16 protein-coding genes are annotated in these 17,459 nt (G+C 35.9%); 12 read left to right on the top strand and 4 right to left on the bottom strand.

The annotated features are described in order from the left end of the window. Window positions 1-84: 84 nt before the first annotated feature. The 3 genes from GOQ16_RS14760 to GOQ16_RS14750 all read right to left on the bottom strand — a co-directional run bounded on the left by GOQ16_RS14760 (window position 85) and on the right by GOQ16_RS14750 (window position 1,259). A complete protein-coding gene (locus GOQ16_RS14760; protein WP_160069989.1) occupies window positions 85-555 on the bottom strand; it encodes a nucleoside deaminase in 471 nt (156 codons plus the stop codon). A gap of 144 nt (window positions 556-699) precedes the next feature. After that, window positions 700-1,035 (bottom strand): tRNA-binding protein, encoded by a 336-nt coding sequence (locus tag GOQ16_RS14755; protein WP_160069988.1) that lies wholly within the window; start codon window positions 1,033-1,035, stop codon window positions 700-702. Between the two features lie 8 nt (window positions 1,036-1,043). Continuing rightward, window positions 1,044-1,259 carry a hypothetical protein gene (locus tag GOQ16_RS14750; RefSeq protein ID WP_149914499.1) on the bottom strand — a complete coding sequence of 72 codons (216 nt, stop codon included), beginning with the start codon at window positions 1,257-1,259 and terminating at the stop codon, window positions 1,044-1,046. 51 nt (window positions 1,260-1,310) lie between these two features. On the opposite strand from GOQ16_RS14750, the gene GOQ16_RS14745 reads away from it, so the two are divergent. From GOQ16_RS14745 to GOQ16_RS14700, 10 genes are all read left to right on the top strand, one after another. Then, on the top strand, window positions 1,311-1,928 hold the full coding sequence (locus GOQ16_RS14745) for a porin family protein (RefSeq protein ID WP_160069987.1): 618 nt from the start codon (window positions 1,311-1,313) through the stop codon (window positions 1,926-1,928). Between the two features lie 123 nt (window positions 1,929-2,051). Next, window positions 2,052-3,668 (top strand): SusR family glycan utilization regulator, encoded by a 1,617-nt coding sequence (gene susR / locus GOQ16_RS14740; protein ID WP_160069986.1) that lies wholly within the window; start codon window positions 2,052-2,054, stop codon window positions 3,666-3,668. Window positions 3,669-3,874: 206 nt separating this feature from the next. After that, window positions 3,875-6,844, top strand: coding sequence for a SusC/RagA family TonB-linked outer membrane protein (locus GOQ16_RS14735; protein ID WP_160069985.1), 2,970 nt, complete (start codon window positions 3,875-3,877; stop codon window positions 6,842-6,844). 11 nt (window positions 6,845-6,855) lie between these two features. After that, on the top strand, window positions 6,856-8,376 hold the full coding sequence (locus tag GOQ16_RS14730) for a RagB/SusD family nutrient uptake outer membrane protein (RefSeq protein ID WP_160069984.1): 1,521 nt from the start codon (window positions 6,856-6,858) through the stop codon (window positions 8,374-8,376). Between the two features lie 11 nt (window positions 8,377-8,387). Then, window positions 8,388-9,890: an endo-1,6-beta-glucanase gene (locus GOQ16_RS14725; RefSeq protein ID WP_160069983.1), complete on the top strand. Its 1,503-nt coding sequence runs from the start codon at window positions 8,388-8,390 to the stop codon at window positions 9,888-9,890. A gap of 4 nt (window positions 9,891-9,894) precedes the next feature. After that, the gene (locus GOQ16_RS14720; protein WP_160069982.1) at window positions 9,895-11,235 is read left to right on the top strand and encodes a DUF5125 domain-containing protein; all 1,341 of its coding nucleotides are present in this window, start codon (window positions 9,895-9,897) and stop codon (window positions 11,233-11,235) included. Between the two features lie 178 nt (window positions 11,236-11,413). Continuing rightward, complete coding sequence (locus GOQ16_RS14715) at window positions 11,414-12,199, top strand: succinate dehydrogenase cytochrome b subunit (protein WP_160069981.1); 786 nt, start codon at window positions 11,414-11,416, stop codon at window positions 12,197-12,199. Between the two features lie 21 nt (window positions 12,200-12,220). Next, window positions 12,221-14,155: a fumarate reductase/succinate dehydrogenase flavoprotein subunit gene (locus GOQ16_RS14710; protein ID WP_149914507.1), complete on the top strand. Its 1,935-nt coding sequence runs from the start codon at window positions 12,221-12,223 to the stop codon at window positions 14,153-14,155. A gap of 71 nt (window positions 14,156-14,226) precedes the next feature. Beyond that, the gene (locus tag GOQ16_RS14705) at window positions 14,227-15,000 is read left to right on the top strand and encodes a succinate dehydrogenase/fumarate reductase iron-sulfur subunit (RefSeq protein WP_204987492.1); all 774 of its coding nucleotides are present in this window, start codon (window positions 14,227-14,229) and stop codon (window positions 14,998-15,000) included. A gap of 107 nt (window positions 15,001-15,107) precedes the next feature. Further along, window positions 15,108-15,380 carry a hypothetical protein gene (locus GOQ16_RS14700; RefSeq protein ID WP_160069980.1) on the top strand — a complete coding sequence of 91 codons (273 nt, stop codon included), beginning with the start codon at window positions 15,108-15,110 and terminating at the stop codon, window positions 15,378-15,380. Between the two features lie 2 nt (window positions 15,381-15,382). On the opposite strand, the gene GOQ16_RS14695 is transcribed toward GOQ16_RS14700, so the two are convergent. Beyond that, window positions 15,383-16,366, bottom strand: a complete 984-nt coding sequence (locus GOQ16_RS14695; protein ID WP_160069979.1) for a hypothetical protein — start codon at window positions 16,364-16,366, stop codon at window positions 15,383-15,385. Window positions 16,367-16,517: 151 nt separating this feature from the next. Here GOQ16_RS14695 and GOQ16_RS14690 point away from each other — a divergent pair, with 151 nt between their 5' ends. After that, window positions 16,518-16,763: a hypothetical protein gene (locus GOQ16_RS14690; RefSeq protein ID WP_160069978.1), complete on the top strand. Its 246-nt coding sequence runs from the start codon at window positions 16,518-16,520 to the stop codon at window positions 16,761-16,763. An 8-nt stretch (window positions 16,764-16,771) separates the two neighbouring features. Beyond that, window positions 16,772-17,278 carry a GbsR/MarR family transcriptional regulator gene (locus tag GOQ16_RS14685; protein WP_160069977.1) on the top strand — a complete coding sequence of 169 codons (507 nt, stop codon included), beginning with the start codon at window positions 16,772-16,774 and terminating at the stop codon, window positions 17,276-17,278. Window positions 17,279-17,459 lie beyond the last annotated feature (181 nt).

Here is a 17,459-nt window from a genome sequence, read left to right as displayed (position 1 = left end):
TCGAATTTTAATATTAAAAGACAATACGAATATAACAATTCGTACGTCGTAATGTTTCATTTTAATGCCATTTTGTGGAAAAATTTAGCGTTTACTTTGAAAAAAACGCTTCATCAAAGCACTGCATTCCGCTTCTAATACACCAGTAGTAAGTTGTGTTTTGGGATGAATAATTTTTGGATTGATAGAGGCGTAACCACGCTTTTCATCTTTTGCTCCATATACAATTCGTGATATCTGTGTCCAGTAGGAAGCACCCGCACACATCACGCATGGCTCGACAGTGACATACAATGTACAATCTTTCAGATATTTTCCACCTAGAAAATTTGCGGCAGCGGTGAAGGCTTGCATTTCAGCGTGCGCCGTCACATCGTTAAGTCGTTCGGTTAGGTTATAACCTTTCCCAATTATTTTTCCTTGACTTACAATAATAGCACCAATCGGCACTTCATCTTCTTCATAAGCTTTTTGAGCAAGCTTGAAAGCTTCTTTCATGTAGATTTCATCTACATTGATACTTTCTGCTCCCTCTTCAAAATTATATATTAGCATACTAAATTAATTCCTTGTACAATAAATCTATCAATCTACATTTATGTCATGTTGAGCGTAGTCGAAACATCTATCAGTATTTATGTAAAGATCCTTCAGCTAGCTTAAGGATGACAAATAACTATTAATGCACAATAGATTAGATTATATTAATTTTGCCCCATTTGGCAATTTTCGTTCTACACTTGTCAACACAATGTCGCCATTTTCGTCAGCAAAACCTGTAACTAAACATTCGGACATAAATTTTCCGATTTGTTTCTTCGGAAAATTCACTACAGCCAAAATTTGTCTTCCGAACAATTCTTCCTTCGTATAATGCTTTGTTATTTGCGCACTCGATTTACGAATTCCTATTGCTTCACCAAAATCAATTTGCAACTGATATGCTGGTTTGCGCGCTGATGGAAAATCTTGTACGTCAAGAATAGTCCCTACGCGTAAATCAACTTTTTCAAAATCAGCCCAACTAATTTCCATATGACTTGTTACAATCTATTACTAGTCAAATCTGCTAACTGCTTTGAGAGCGTGAAGATAACATACTCCTGCGTACGTTTCAAACGTTTCGCTAATCTGTTGATCAATAAATTTTCTTCGCCCTCATTATAAGATAGATCTTCTGCAGATAAGTGATTATACTTACGTTGAAGCTTTATTTTAAGAATTTCCCAATCAGAATTTGTAATTTTAAGGATTGACATAATTTAGTGAATGAATTTATAATTTTGATGGTCTAAAATAACATTTATTATATGAAAAAAACAATATTATTGGCATTAATCGCAACATGCGCTTTCGTCACTACTTCACAAGCTCAAGATTTGAAACTTGGTATTAAAGCCGGCTTTAACGTAGCTAAATTAGAGACTGACAAGAATATTTTTAATAATGACAACAGCGTCGGATATTTAGCGGGTATCTGGGGAAGAATCGGTGGCAGCAAGTTTCACATCCAACCGGAAGCATATTTCACAAGCAAAAGTGCAACAATCCATCCTGAAGCTGATGTAGCACCTTCTGATCTAGTTAAAGGGGATATTAAATTTACAAATATAGATGTGCCTATTTTATTAGGAACTAAATTTCCTGTTGGTCCTGTTAAATTAAAGCTTCAAGCTGGTCCATTATTCTCATTTGTAGTAGATGAAGAAAACTCCTATAAAGACAATGTAAATACAACGCTAGATGATGGTGTTAAAAATTACAAAGACAAATTCGCTGCTGTGGTTGCAGGTACTGGCGTTGATTTCGGCAATTTTGCTGTTGATTTACGTTATGAATATGGCTTAGGTAATATTAGCAGAAATGAAACTGCAGGAAAACAAACTTTAAATCTTTGGACTATTAGTGTAGGCTATAGCTTATTTTAAGGTACATATATTTATAAAGAGTAAAAAGCGCAAATATTTTGCGCTTTTTTGTTTTTATTATGGCTGTAATATCTATATTCAAACTTTGAATCTATCTGATAATAGCTGTAGATACCTATACTTATGATTAAGCTTATTTTATTAATTTTTGTATTCATTCCTTCGTTCGTATTATCTCAGGACCTTCAAAGTCTTGAGAAAGAATTAGATAATGCTATAAATAAAGGAGAATACTACCATAGAATAAGATTAGATGACATAGATAACCTAAAGCAACAATTACGAACTGGAAAATATCTTGACAGAAATGAATCTTATGCAATAAATTACAAAATAGCGACGCAATACGCTAAGTTTCAATCTGATTCTTCACTGAATTACATTCAATATTGCAAAAAATTGCTAACTCCTCAAGATGATTCCCTTCACACGATTTTGGATCTCGATCTAGCAGCTTTATATTCTACCACAGGCCGATACATAGAAGCAATAAATATTCTTAAATCAATCAATAAAACTAAAATAGCCAAAGCTATATTACCCAAGTATTACCAAACATACGGCTCTTTTTACAGCCATTATGGACAAAGTAATAACAACAATGAATTTTACAGATTAAGTGAAATTTACAGAGACTCGTTGATAAGTTGCTTAGACACAAATCAACTTTTGTATAAAATTGAAAATGCGACAAAAAAACTGTTTTCTGGAAATCGCGCACAAGCTATCGACGAACTAAAGTTTTTATTGAACGAAAATATAAACGACAATCATCAAGTCGCGATAATTGCATATTTATTAGGAATTGGATACAAACAGGAAAATAACGCAGAGCTTCAAAAATATTACCTCATAAAATCTGCTATCGCTGACGTAAAAAATGCAAATAAAGACAATGCATCACTCCAGGATTTAGCGATGTTTTATTATGGATCTGGAGATTTTGATAGAGCTTTCATACTTATAGACAAAGCCATTCGAGATGCCATATTCTGCAATGTACGTTACCGAATTATAGAAGGAACTACCTTCTATCCAATTATAAATTACTCCTACCAAAAGAAGATCAATGACCAAAACAGAAAATTGACAATTAATCTTATCCTTATTAGTATACTGTCACTAATTCTGATAGGTGGAATTTTTTTTATTGTAAAACAATTCAACAAATTAAAAGCTATTAAATCCCAGCTTTCTGAGACAAATAGTCAATTAATAGCGATGAATCAGCAGATATATAACAGCAATATTCAATTGGCTGAATCCAATCATATCAAAGAAGAATATATCGCACAATTTTTTGACATGTGTTCCTCTTACATTGAGAAGATAGACACTATGCGAAAAGGTATGCTCAAAAAAGCAAACAATCAACTTATTAATGAGCTATTGGCAGATTTAAAATCAACTAAGGTCATAGAAGAAGAAGTCGCCGAATTATACCATAATTTTGACTCGATATTTTTGAATTTATATCCATCATTTATTAATGACTTCAATAAATTGTTGCGCTCAGACGAAATCATTATTCCTAAAAAAGGAGAACTCTTAAATACAGAATTAAGGATATTTGCGCTTATTCGACTCGGTATTGATGACAGTGTGAAGATTGCTAGCTTCCTTCGCTATTCTTTACGGACGGTATACAATTACCGAACAAAGGTCAGAAATAAAGCCATTGGAAACCGTGATGAATTTGAAAATCTCGTCAAAAACATTGGAAACATCAATAGAAAATAAACTTAAAAGGTACTTTTTTTAGGCGCCCAAAAACAACAAAACACTAACTATCAATTCATTAAAATAAAAACGAAGTACTTATGTACTTCATCCTGTTTCTAATGAAATATAGTATAACTAATTTTATCGAAGCATAAAGAAGGAATCTTTTATGCCATACAGTGCAGACTGTAATTGATAACCAATTCATATTTACATCACAATTTATGAAAAGAAAAATACCATTATTTAATGTTATTGTATTGCTATTATTGGTAATACATGCGCAATCTGTGTACGCACAACAGACCAGATTGATCAAAGGAAAAATTATTGATGCGGAGAATCAATATGCAATTCCTGGAGCAACCATTTCCACGAAAAATGGAACATCAAAAACCTCATCCAACAGCGAAGGTTTATTTGAAATCAATGTGCCTGTAAATGCGGAAGTGCAAGTAAGCTCGTTGAATTACGAAACCTATACTTTTACTGCAAATGAATCGAACATTACCATTGCATTAATTAAGCAAATTAATAATCTAGAAGATGTTGTAGTAATTGGTTACGGTAGTGTAAAAAGAAAGGATGTGACGACAGCAATTTCTTCCGTATCGACAAAAGATTTGGAAAAAAGACCAATTGTCAACGTAGGTCAAGCGATACAAGGTAAAGCCGCGGGTGTATCTGTAACACAACCAAGTGGTGCTCCTGGAGGCGAAATGTCCATTCGTGTAAGAGGTACGACCTCATTCAACGCCAGCAACTCTCCCCTATATGTAGTGGATGGAGTTCCGGTGGACAATATCAAATTTTTAGCTCCTAATGATATTCAGGATATCCAAATATTGAAAGATGCCTCTTCAGCAGCAATATATGGATCAAGAGCAGCAAATGGCGTTGTGCTCATTTCCACCAAATCTGGGAAATCTGGAGTTGCAAAAATTGGTCTTAACGCGCAATATACGTCTAACATCGTTAGCAATTCTTTCCAAGTATTGAATACGGAACAATATAAAGAATTACAGGATGAGATAGGTCTTGTCAATCTTCCGAACGGTTTGAAAGATAATACGGACTGGTTTAAGGAAGCGTATAATACTGGTATTCAACAAAATTACCAACTGTCCATTTCTGACGGTACAGAAAAGCTAAAATACTACTTATCTGCTGGTTATGTAGGCGATAATGGTATTTTAGAAAGCTCCTATTTTAAACGTTATCATTTCAGAGGAAATATTGACAATCAGGTTCGTGATTGGCTTAAAATTTCTGCAAACATCAATTATTCGGATTATAACGATAACGGAATTATTTCAGGGACTGGAGCTAATCGCGGTGGTGTAGTGCTATCCGTAATCAATACACCTGTCTACGCTCCTATTTGGGATCCAGAGAATCCAAATCAATACTACAACAACTTCTATGGTATTGGTAATATTACCAGCCCCTTAGAAAATCTTAGTCGTGGTAAATTTAATAAGAATAGAGAAAATAGATTATTGGCATCCGGAAATGCATTAATCACATTTACGGAAAATCTTAACTTCAAAACAGCTTTAACCTTAGATCGTAGAAATGGCTTGAATACAACCTTTCTTGATCCGATAACTTCTGCTTGGGGACGTAGCCAATTCGGAACAGCCTCGGATGCTCGAAACATGAACACCTTGATTGTCTGGGATAATACATTAAATTATACTCAACAATACGACAAGCATAATGTAGATTTCATGGTGGGTAACTCGTGGACTGACTCCAAATACACAAACAGTTATATCAGTGGATCACACTTTCGTAATGAGCTGATCCAAACATTAAATGCTGCGAATAAAATCTCATGGAATGGAACAGGAAGCGGTGCTTCAGATTGGGCAATTATGTCCTATTTCGCTCGTGCAATGTATAATTATGACAGCAAATACCTATTGACCGTCAATATGCGCGCAGACGGCTCGTCTAAACTTAGCCCCTCCAATCGTTGGGGGTATTTTCCTTCATTATCAGCAGCTTGGAGATTATCATCAGAATCGTTCATGGAAGATCAAACTTGGGTTGATGACTTAAAAATTCGTGGTGGCTGGGGACAGACAGGTAATCAATCAGGTTTAGGCGATTATGCATACTTGCAATTGTACAATATCGAACGATTTCAATGGTTTCAAGTCGGTTTCGAAAATGCTGTACCAAACATTAGTCCAAGCAACCTTAGAACAAAAGATTTACGTTGGGAAACAACCACACAATCTAATCTGGGTATTGACTTTGTTGGTTTGAACAATCGATTATCCGTGACATTGGACTATTACCACAAGAAGACTACCGATATGTTGATGTATGCGACATTGCCTGATGGACAGATCGCTAGTTCTATTCGTAGAAATGAAGGCGAAATGACCAACAAAGGTTTTGAAGCTACTATAGGAACAAAAAACATTCGCAAAGCCTTAACATGGGATACAGATTTTAATATTTCTTTCAACAAGAATCGATTGGACAAATTAGAGCTTCAAAAGATTTATTATGCAGCTAAAACTTCTGAAATTGTAAACGACTATGTTGTAAGAAATGAGCCTGGTCGATCTCTTGGTGGGTTTTATGGATATATTTCGGACGGGGTAAATCCAGAGACTGGTGAATTGATGTACAGAGATTTGAACAATGATGGCAAAATATCTTCTTCTGACAGAACTTATATTGGTGATCCAAATCCAAAATTCACCTACGGTATGACAAATAATTTTTCTTACAAAAATTTTGATTTGAGTGTATTTCTACAAGGCTCATATGGCAACGATATCTACAATTCGAGTCGTATCGAAATGGAAGGAATGTATGATGGTAAAAACCAAATCACCAAAGTACTTGACCGTTGGAAAATCCCTGGACAGATTACTCATATTCCCAAAGCTGGTTATGACATCAAGAATTCTACGTATTTCATCGAAGATGGCAGTTATTTAAGATTGAAAAACATCTCATTGAGTTACAATATTACAGCTGAAAAACTTAGAAAAATTGGATTCTCAAAATTACAGCCTTATTTCTCTGCTAGCAATTTGTTGACTTTGACAAAATATACAGGAATGGATCCCGAAGTAAATCAATGGGGAGATAGTGGCAGTGTGCAAGGAATTGATTGGGGAACGTACCCACACAGCCGTTCATTCGTAGTAGGTCTGAATCTTGAATTTTAAATCGTAAGAACATGAAAACATATTTTAGAACATTTACCGCCTTAATACTCTCATGTACGCTTACATGGTCTTGCTCGCTCAACCGAGATCCATTGGATTCTTTTTCGGATGTTACCGAAGGTGAAAATGAACAGGGTCAGAATATAGTATTTAGAGATAGAGCAGCAGTTGATAATTATTTAAACTCATTGTATCAACAGTTAAAAGATAGACAAGAACATTGGCACTTGGATTTATTGTTAATTTCTGATGCACATAGCGACAATGCTTACGCAGGAACAACTGGCGCTGAAGTAGTACCTTTTGAAAATAATTCTATCGAAGGCTCAAATTCTGTTATTGAACGTGATTGGCAACGCTATTTAGAAGATATCGCCCGTGCAAACCGACTAATAGTATATATAGACAGTGTAGCAGACAATTCTTTAAGCCCAGCATTAATAAGTTCATACAAGGCGCAAGCAAAAATTTTCAGAGCATTGGTTTTGTTTGATATGGTGCGGATTTATGGTTCTATACCAGTTGTGATGACGGTTGCACCAGATATCACCTCCGAAAACGTATCGGAAGTATATCCTCAATATTTTCCAAAACAAAGTACTGAGGAGGAAGCATATAAACAAATTGAAGCAGATTTGCTCGATGGATTAGCGAATGCACCAGATAACGCTCCAACAGACAAAACGCGTTTTTCAAAATCTGTAGCTAAAGCCTTATTAGCAAAAATCTATGCTGAAAAGCCTATTCAAGATTACGCAAAGGTTATTCAATACGCAGACGCTCTGGCTCAAGATGGTTTTGACTTGAATCCGAGTTATGCAGATGTTTACCAATTAACAGCTGACAATAAAGATGTGTTGCAACGAAATACAAGAGAATCTATACTTGAAGCACAGTTTTTTCCAGGCGCAGGAAATTGGGCGAGTTGGATGTTTGGTCGCGATTTATCAAATTATGATGTGAATTTTACTTGGGCCAAATGGGTTACGCCCTCGAGAGATTTGATACAAGCTTATCAAAATGAAGGTGACAATATTCGAATGAACCAATCCATCGTGTACTACACGACTACATGGAGCAACTATTATCCTTCATCCAATTATCCATTCATGTTTAAATTGAGATCAGGAATGAGTAGTATCATCAAAATCAGATACGCTGACATTTTATTACTCAAAGCAGAAGCATTAATCATGCAATCAAGTCCTAATCTTTCAGCGGCAGCCGATATCATTGACAAAGTAAGACAACGTGTATCGTTACCACAGTTGACATCCGCTGATAAAGCGAATCAAGAAAGTATGTTGAAAGCTTTGCTTAAAGAAAGAAGACTAGAATTAGCTTTTGAAGGCCAACGTTGGTTTGATTTAGTGCGATTGAATAAAGTAGAAGAAGTTATGAATACGGTATTTGCCAAAGATTCGGGACGCAAGCCTTTGGTTTATCCATTTAATGAATTTTCTTATAGACTTCCAATTCCACAATCGAAAATTGACCAGAATCCTAACCTAATCCAAAATCCAGGTTATTAAAATAAATTATTATGAAACGCTCAAATTATAAACATATGATGCAATTATTTCTATTGTCTGTACTATTGTCCTCTATAGGATGCCAGCAAGACAGTTTTACTCCATCTTCAACAAATGAAACTAATGGTGACACCAAAGGAGATGTTACGCTCTATGTAACCACAAATAACAAAGCTTACGACTTAACGAAATTACATGTTGATTTTAGCACAAAATTCAATATGTCACCAAACACGATCCACATAGATAAAGACACAAAATTCCAAACTATGGAAGGCTTTGGTGCTGCTATAACTGGTTCTACGTGTTACAATTTGATGAAGATGTCTCAGGAAGACAGAACCAAATTTCTTACCGAAACATTTTCGGATGAAAACGGATATGGCATGAGCTATGTGCGCATTTCGATTGGCTGTTCGGATTTTTCGTTGAGTGAATATACCTGTTGGGACACACCAGGAAAAGAGAATTTTGGATTGCAATCCGAAGAGAAAAATTATGTTATTCCTGTATTAAAAGAAATATTGGCTATTAATCCAAAATTGAAAATCATGGGTTCGCCATGGACAGCTCCACGCTGGATGAAAGTTAATAATTTGACCAGCTTAGCACCTTTCAATTCATGGACAAGTGGACAATTGAATCCAAAACATTACCAAGATTACGGTTGGTATTTTGTGGAATGGATTAAATCAATGGAGAAAGAAGGAATTCCTGTCACATCTGTGACCATCCAAAATGAGCCATTAAATCGTGGAAATTCAGCTTCCATGTATATGACTTGGCAAGAGCAACAAGAGTTTATCAAGCAATCATTGGGACCACAATTGAAAAGTGCGAACTTGAATACTAAGATTTATGCTTTTGACCACAATTACAATTATGATAACATCGAAGATCAAAAATCTTATCCATTAAATATTTACCAAGATCCTGCGGCAGCAGCTTATATTACGGGTGCAGCTTACCACAATTATGGCGGTGACAAATCTGAGTTGTTAAATATTCATAACGCACGTCCAGACAAGGAATTGGTATTTACAGAAACTTCCATCGGCGAATGGAATGATGGTCGCAATTTACAAAAACGTCTAACTGAGGACATGAAAGAAGTTGGTTTAGGAACTGTAAATAATTGGAGTAAAGCTGTCATTGTGTGGAATCTTGTATTGGACACCGAGAAAGGACCAAATCGTGATGGCGGATGCCAAACCTGTTATGGCGCTGTAGATATCAACAGCAAAAACTACGCACACTTTACTAGAAACTCACATTATTATGTCACAAGTCATCTTTCTTCAGTGGTAAAACCTGGAGCTTATAGAGTCAATACTACAGGATATAAAGTAGACGGATTAGAATATGCTGCATTTCAAAACACCGACAATTCGTTAGCTTTCGTAGTGCTAAATGATTTAAATGAAGCTAAAAAAGTGACTTTAAGTGATGGTAATAACCATTTCTCTTACGAGATCCCAGCCAAATCAGTAGTTTCTTACAAATGGAAAAACTAAGATTATGAAGCATATAACAAAATATCTCTTTAGTATTTTGGTATTCCACACGCTTCTTTATTCGTGTAAAACGGAGAAAGAATATGAATACCAAATCGGAAATCCTACTATTACCCTGAAAAACGAAGTTACTTCAGCCCTTTTTGGAGATAGCCTAGCTTTTGATGTTGATGTAATGGATAGTGACATTCCCTTGTCCACATTGAAAGTTCAATTGTTTTTCACGGACGACATGGTTTCTGAAACAATAATACGTACAAAAGAAAACGGAAATTATAACGGCAAAATATTCATTCCATTTCTTAAAGATATACCTAATGGAAATGCTACATTACGTTTTGTTTTGCAAAATATAAGTCAAAAAATTACGGTAAAAGATGTGGATTTGCCCTTAGCACGTCCTGATTTCCCGTATTTGGATCTTATAACGAGTACTACAACATATAAATTACTTAAGGTTGCAGATAATCATTATGCACTAACCCAAAATTTACCACATGCTGTAAAAGGTTATCTTAAAGCACCAAAAGTTGGGACTTATGGCAACGAAATGATTTTTGGATGGGTAAATAATGAAGTTCAATTAGGCAGTAATGCAGAAATACCTTTTTCTTATTCATCTTCAACTACCTACACTATCGATTTCAATACATTGACCTATGAGGCATCTCCATTTATTATTGCTTACGCAATTAATGGAACTATCTTCAATAGAGTAAACGATAATCAGTACAGAGCAGATATCAACCTCAATAAAGGTGATGAAATTCGAATTGACGGTATTGAAAATTTTGACGAATGGTGGATAGATTCAGATTACTTTAATAAAGATCAATCTGGAAAAATCACGAGTAATGTAATAAATGGTAAATACCGTATTACTGCTGATTTCACGCATAAATATTTGAATGTAGAAGCTATGAATGGCAACAACTTAGCCACTTTAAATGCAGATGGTACAGGCGCACTATGGATTATTGGCGATGGTATCGGCAAACCAAAAGTCTCAAATAATCATGTGGGATGGAATACGGATAAAGCTTTGTGCATGGCTCCTATCGGGAACAAAAGATACCAGATCACTATTATAGGAAACGTGACTGTCTATACTGATTATATCAATTTCAAATTTTTCCATCAAAAAGGTTGGGGAGGCGAATTCAAACACCAACAGATTTCTACTGATAGTGACATTATTTTCGTAGGTGACGGTACTAACGGTAGGGATTCTGGAAACCTTGGGTTATTTACAGGTAAACTTATTAACCAAGATGAATCGTATACTTTAATCGTTGACTTAGCAGAAGGGAATGACGAAGCCAAATTGATCGTTACAAAAAAGTAAAGATACCTAATGAAAAACTTAGCCATTAATCATTTAGATTAATGGCTTTTTTCGTATAAAAATTAACCCTTAATAAGCTACTTAGAACAATTCTAAATTATATCTTTTTTATGTGTTTAAAGTCATTTTAATAAATGATTAGGTATTTTTGCAGGAAAAATTTAAACATTAAAGGATAATGAGTAGTAAATCAAAGCCGCTATTTAGTTCTTCTCTAGGTAAGAAATTAATCATGAGCTTAACAGGACTATTTTTATGTACGTTCCTGGTAATTCACTTGATTGGTAACTTACAGTTGTTCCAGAATGACGAAGGCTATGCATTCAACAATTACGCGTTTTTCATGACGAATTTCGCTCCGATCAAAGTAGTTTCATACTTACTTTATGCTTCTATTATTATTCACGCTGTCTACGCATTAATCTTAACAGCTAAGAACAAGGCTGCGAGACCAGTTGGCTACAACCAAACTGCAGGCAACGCGAACAGCAAATGGAATTCTCGCAACATGGGTATCTTAGGTACTATTATTTTAGTATTCTTAGCTACACACATGCAACACTTTTGGTTCCAATACAAATTCGGTACTACACCATACGTGGAGTACAACACGGAAATCGCTACTGGAAACCGTCAAATTATTGCTTCTGAAGATCTTCCTTCAAATTACGACGGGTACAAGATTTTCGTAAACAATGGTGTGGAAACAATCCAAACTAAAGACTTGTACAAACAAGTAGCTGTTACTTTCCAAAATCCATTCATCGTATTATTGTACTTAGTTGCAATGGCTGCATTGGCATTCCACTTAATTCATGGTTTCCAATCTGCATTCCAAACAGTAGGTTTCAACCACAAAAGATACATCGGATTCGTAAAATCAGTTGGTATTTGGGTATTCGGTGTGATTATCCCTATTGCATTCGCAGCAATGCCATTGTATTTCTTTTTCAAAGGTTTGTAATCTCTATTTAAAAATAAAGATATGTTAGATTCTAAAGTACCAGCAGGCCCATTAGCCGAGAAATGGTCAAAACATAAATTCAACATGAAGTTGGTGAATCCTGCCAACAAACGTAAATTTACTATTATCGTAGTAGGTACAGGATTAGCAGGAGCTTCTGCAGCTGCTTCTTTAGCTGAATTAGGTTACAATGTAAAAACATTCTGTTACCAAGATTCACCGCGTCGTGCGCACTCTATCGCTGCACAAGGTGGTATCAATGCAGCTAAAAACTATCAAAATGACGGTGACTCTGTTTTCCGTTTATTCTATGATACTATCAAAGGTGGTGATTACCGCGCGCGTGAAGCAAACGTACACCGTCTAGCAGAAAACTCTGTAAATATTATTGACCAATGTGTGGCGCAAGGTGTTCCTTTCGCTCGTGAGTACGGTGGTTTATTGGATAACCGTTCATTCGGTGGCTCACAAGTATCACGTACATTCTATGCGCGTGGTCAAACTGGACAACAATTATTATTAGGTGCATACTCTGCATTGAATCGTCAAATCCACAAAGGAAAAGTTAAATCTTACACACGTCATGAGATGTTGGATTTAGTGAAAATCGACGGTCAAGCTAGAGGTATCATCACACGTGATATGGTAACGGGTAAAATTGAAGCGCACGAAGGTCACGCGGTATTATTGTGTACAGGTGGATACGGTAACGTATTCTTCTTATCTACAAACGCGATGGGCTGTAACGTAACGGCTTCTTGGAGAGCACACAAACGTGGTGCATTCTTCGCTAACCCTTGTTATACACAGATCCACCCTACTTGTATCCCTGTTACAGGTGACCACCAATCAAAATTAACATTGATGTCGGAGTCATTGCGTAATGATGGTCGTGTGTGGGTTCCTAAAACAAAAGAATTAGCTGAGAAACTTCGTAAAGGAGAATTGAAAGCTGCTGATATCAAAGAAGATGATAGAGATTATTTCTTAGAGCGTAAATATCCTTCATTCGGTAACTTAGTACCTCGTGACGTTGCATCTCGTAATGCAAAGGAAATGGTTGACGATGGTCGTGGTGTTGGTAAAACTGGTTTCGCTGTATTCTTGGATTTCCAAGATGCAATCAACCGTATGGGTGAAGATACTGTACGTGCGAAATACGGTAACTTATTCGACATGTACCACAAAATCACTGACGAGAATCCGTATAAACAACCAATGCGTATCTACCCTGCTGTTCACTACACAATGGGTGGTGTATGGGTTGATTACAACTTGATGACTACTGTACCAGGTTTATACTGTTTAGGTGAAGCTAACTTCTCTGATCACGGTGCTAACCGTTTAGGTGCTTCGGCATTGATGCAAGGTTTATCTGATGGTTACTTCGTAATTCCTTACACTGTTGGTGATTACTTAGCAAACTTAGGAAGCTTCGCTCCTGTTGACAAAAACCATCCTGCATTCGAAGAAACACGTAAAGATGTTGAAAATCACATCAACAAATTATTAGCACTTCGTGGTACTAAAACTGTAGATGATATTCACAAAGAATTGGGTCACATCATGTGGGAATACTGTGGTATGGCACGTACTGCGGAAGGCTTAACAAAAGCGAAAGGCTTAATCCAAGACTTGAAAAAAGAATTCTGGACTAATGCAAATGTACTAGGCGAGAACGAAGAAATGAATATGTCTTTGGAGAAAGCTGGTCGTGTAGCCGATTTCATCGAATTAGGTGAATTGATGGTAGACGATGCGTTGAATCGTTCAGAATCATGTGGTGGTCACTTCCGTCTTGAGTCACAAACTGAGGAAGGTGAAGCAAAACGTAATGACGAAGAATTTGCTTACGTAGCTGCATGGGAATTCAAAGGCGAAGGTCAACCAGAAGTTCTTCACAAAGAAGAATTGGTTTTCGAGAATGTTAAGTTAACACAAAGAAGTTATAAATAGTATCGAGTAATGAGTAATGAGAATCAAGATATATCCCATTACTCAATACTTAATACTCAATACTAAATGATATGAGTAATCACATGAATTTAACGCTTAAAGTTTGGCGTCAAAAAAATGATAAATCAACAGGTCAATTCGTGACTATTCAAGCTAAAGACATCGCTGATGATATGTCTTTCTTAGAAATGCTTGATATCGTTAACGATGATTTGACTCGTAAGGGTGAAGACCCAATATATTTCGATCACGACTGTCGTGAAGGTATCTGTGGTATGTGTTCATTAGTAATTAATGGTCGTCCTCACGGTCCTAACCAAGGTACTACGACTTGTCAATTGCACATGCGTTCTTTCCACGATGGACAGACTATCGTTATCGAGCCTTGGAGAGCAGCCGCATTCCCTGTGTTGAAAGATTTAGCAGTGGATCGTACAGCATTTGATCGTATTCAACAAGCTGGTGGTTATGTAAATGTAAATACTGGTGGTGTTCCTGATGCTAACGTAATTCCTATTCCTAAAGTTGTAGCTGACGAAGCTTTCGAATCAGCTACTTGTATCGGATGTGGAGCATGTGTAGCAGCATGTAAAAATGCTTCTGCAATGTTGTTTGTATCTGCAAAAGTTTCTCAATTTGCATTATTACCTCAAGGTCAAACAGAGCGTTACGAGCGTGCTCAGGCAATGGTAGACCAAATGGATGCAGAAGGTTTCGGTAACTGTACAAATACAGGTGCTTGTGAAGCTGAATGTCCAGTAGGTATCAAATTGACAAATATCGCAAGATTAAACAGAGAATATTTAGGCGCAAAAGTATTATCTCAAAGAGATATTCACGCTTAAGATATTTTTTATAATAATCAAGAAGCTCACTGTTTTCAAAAACAGTGAGCTTTTTTTGTTAGATATAATTTGTGTTAAAATAGTCTATAATATTATCTTTGTAGCCTATGGAAATTGACAAAGAACTTCTCGTGAACATTGTATTGTTGATTCATTTAGCACTGACAGGAATCATGCTTTTTCGTTTATTCAAAACTAAAAATGCAACTGGCGGTCAGCTTGTATTGACTTTTGTTGCGCTAACTGTGCCTGTAATCGGTCCATCTGCATTAATAGTTTATTACAACAATCTAGCAAAAAGGCAAGAACTAGCCCAAGCAAATAAAAAACCTTCAGCATACGCTCCTAGACAAAATTATTCAAAACGTAAGAAAAAATAAATCTAGTTTTTTGCTAAATCAATATTTTCCCTGAAATTTCCTTTTTCATCTTCGATAAAAGACATCGGTTTTTCAGGATTTTGAATAATTTCGAATAATATGAAACCCCAAGGTTTCCAAAAATTCTCCAATACCTGTCCATAGGTTTTCACTACCCAATTGTCGAAGATTGGTTTGAGTGTCCAATCGTTCAATGGCATAGGCTCTACATAAACTTTCTGAGGAGTTTCCATGTAGGTATATTCGGGCAAGCGATTGAATAAATAAGCTGAATAGAAATAACGTGCGCAAATCTCTTCAAATTGAATCGGATGCAATTTTTTACCACCCACTTTAGATAATACTTCCTCGTGATATATTGCATTTGTACCATTGTCTTGCATTGTAGCAATGATGGCAAAATCCTTCATTCTTAAGGAGAAAATTAATGTATTGATCTCATCTCGATACAAAAATGTATCTTCCGCATTGTCTACTTCAAAAATTTGCACCGTAAATGGATTCTTATTCTCAAATTCCATAGGAACCAAAATAGACTGCAACATCGCGTGAAGATTGCGGAATTTATGTACTAACGCCTGGGAGAAGTTCATTGGTTCTCCTGACAATACAGCTTGATGCATTCCTACTTGAATCTCGTTAAACACAACCCCATACAAAATCTTTGCTACCCAATGAAATAAGGTTTCTTGTGACAGCTCCTTTACCACAGCATATCCCAAATTCATAGCGGTTTCCACCTGCGATTCCACCTGCTCAAAGGCAAAAGCAGTATCTGCCGCACAAGGCAGTTGCAATTGTTTGTACGTCACAAAACTTTCATCCAATAATTTGAATGGTTTCTCCTCCAACTCAAAAGCACGCATCATCCAAACCGGAAATACTTGAATCTTCTCATCAGCGGAAGCCAGCGTCTTCCCAGTCAAAAAACACGTGGTATTATCAAATTTGAAATCCAAAAATGGATTGTAAAGTTTTGTTGTCATATCGCCAGCAAAGGTAATACAATTCACACGTTAATAAATCCTTACTTTTCCTTATTACGATGAACTGACGAAAATTTAATTTATTTTATTTTCAATAATTATTGAAAGTTTAGAAAATATAATTATATTTGAATAACGAATTATATCAACAATGAGAAAAGAAACAATCGGTCTAATATTTCACATAATTTCTATTATATGTGGAATTTGGTTTTTAATCACCGGATGGATTTGGTCGTTTCTGATTGCAGCTTTTATTTCCTATCCAGTGACTATTGTTGGTTTACTTTTTTGGGGGGTAGGTTGTAGATTCACAGAAAAACTAAGTAAGCCTATACTAACGCTATATTTTACAGGATTAGCAATTTCATTATTAAGCATACTATTATACAAATAAATCATATCATGAAACTCGAAGAAGCAAAACAACAATTTATAGACACCTGGGGTGCATTGGGCTCCGAATGGGGAATCAATAAGTCAGTAGCACAAGTTCACGCCTTACTCCTGTCCAGCAGTAATCCTATTTCGACAGACGAAATCATGGAAACTTTAGTCATATCACGCGGCAATGCAAATATGAGTATCAGACAATTGATAGACTATGGTATTGTCTACAAAAAGCATATCGCTGGAGATCGAAAAGAATATTTTGTCGCCGAGAAAGAGGTATTAAAATGGGCGATGAAAATTGCAATCATGCGTAAGAAGAAAGAATTAGATCCTGTAATGGATATTCTGAAAGAAATAACTGTTGCGACGGAAAAGGAAACTTCGGATGATGGTAAAGAATTTCACAATACGGTAAAGGAAATTCAGGAGCTTACTGATCAATTAGAAAAAATCGCCAATAAGGTATTTGCCTCCAACAGAGCAGATTTACTCATCAAATTATTCAAATTCATTATTTAAAAAGATGAACTATAATATTCTTTCATACGCGCTATTTTCTGTACTCACAATTTACATCATCTTTTGGGTAGGTAGATTATTTCACCGCAATGGAAGAATATTTATGGATCATGTACAAAACCTGTGGAGTAGAAGAAAAATAATCGGATATTTGCATTATTATATTATTCAGATGCACGAT

The organism is Sphingobacterium bovisgrunnientis (genome assembly GCF_009829085.1).
Lineage (GTDB): Bacteria > Bacteroidota > Bacteroidia > Sphingobacteriales > Sphingobacteriaceae > Sphingobacterium > Sphingobacterium bovisgrunnientis.
The sequence above is the reverse complement of the archived record's forward strand: the minus strand, read 5'-3'. Positions and strand labels throughout refer to the sequence as shown.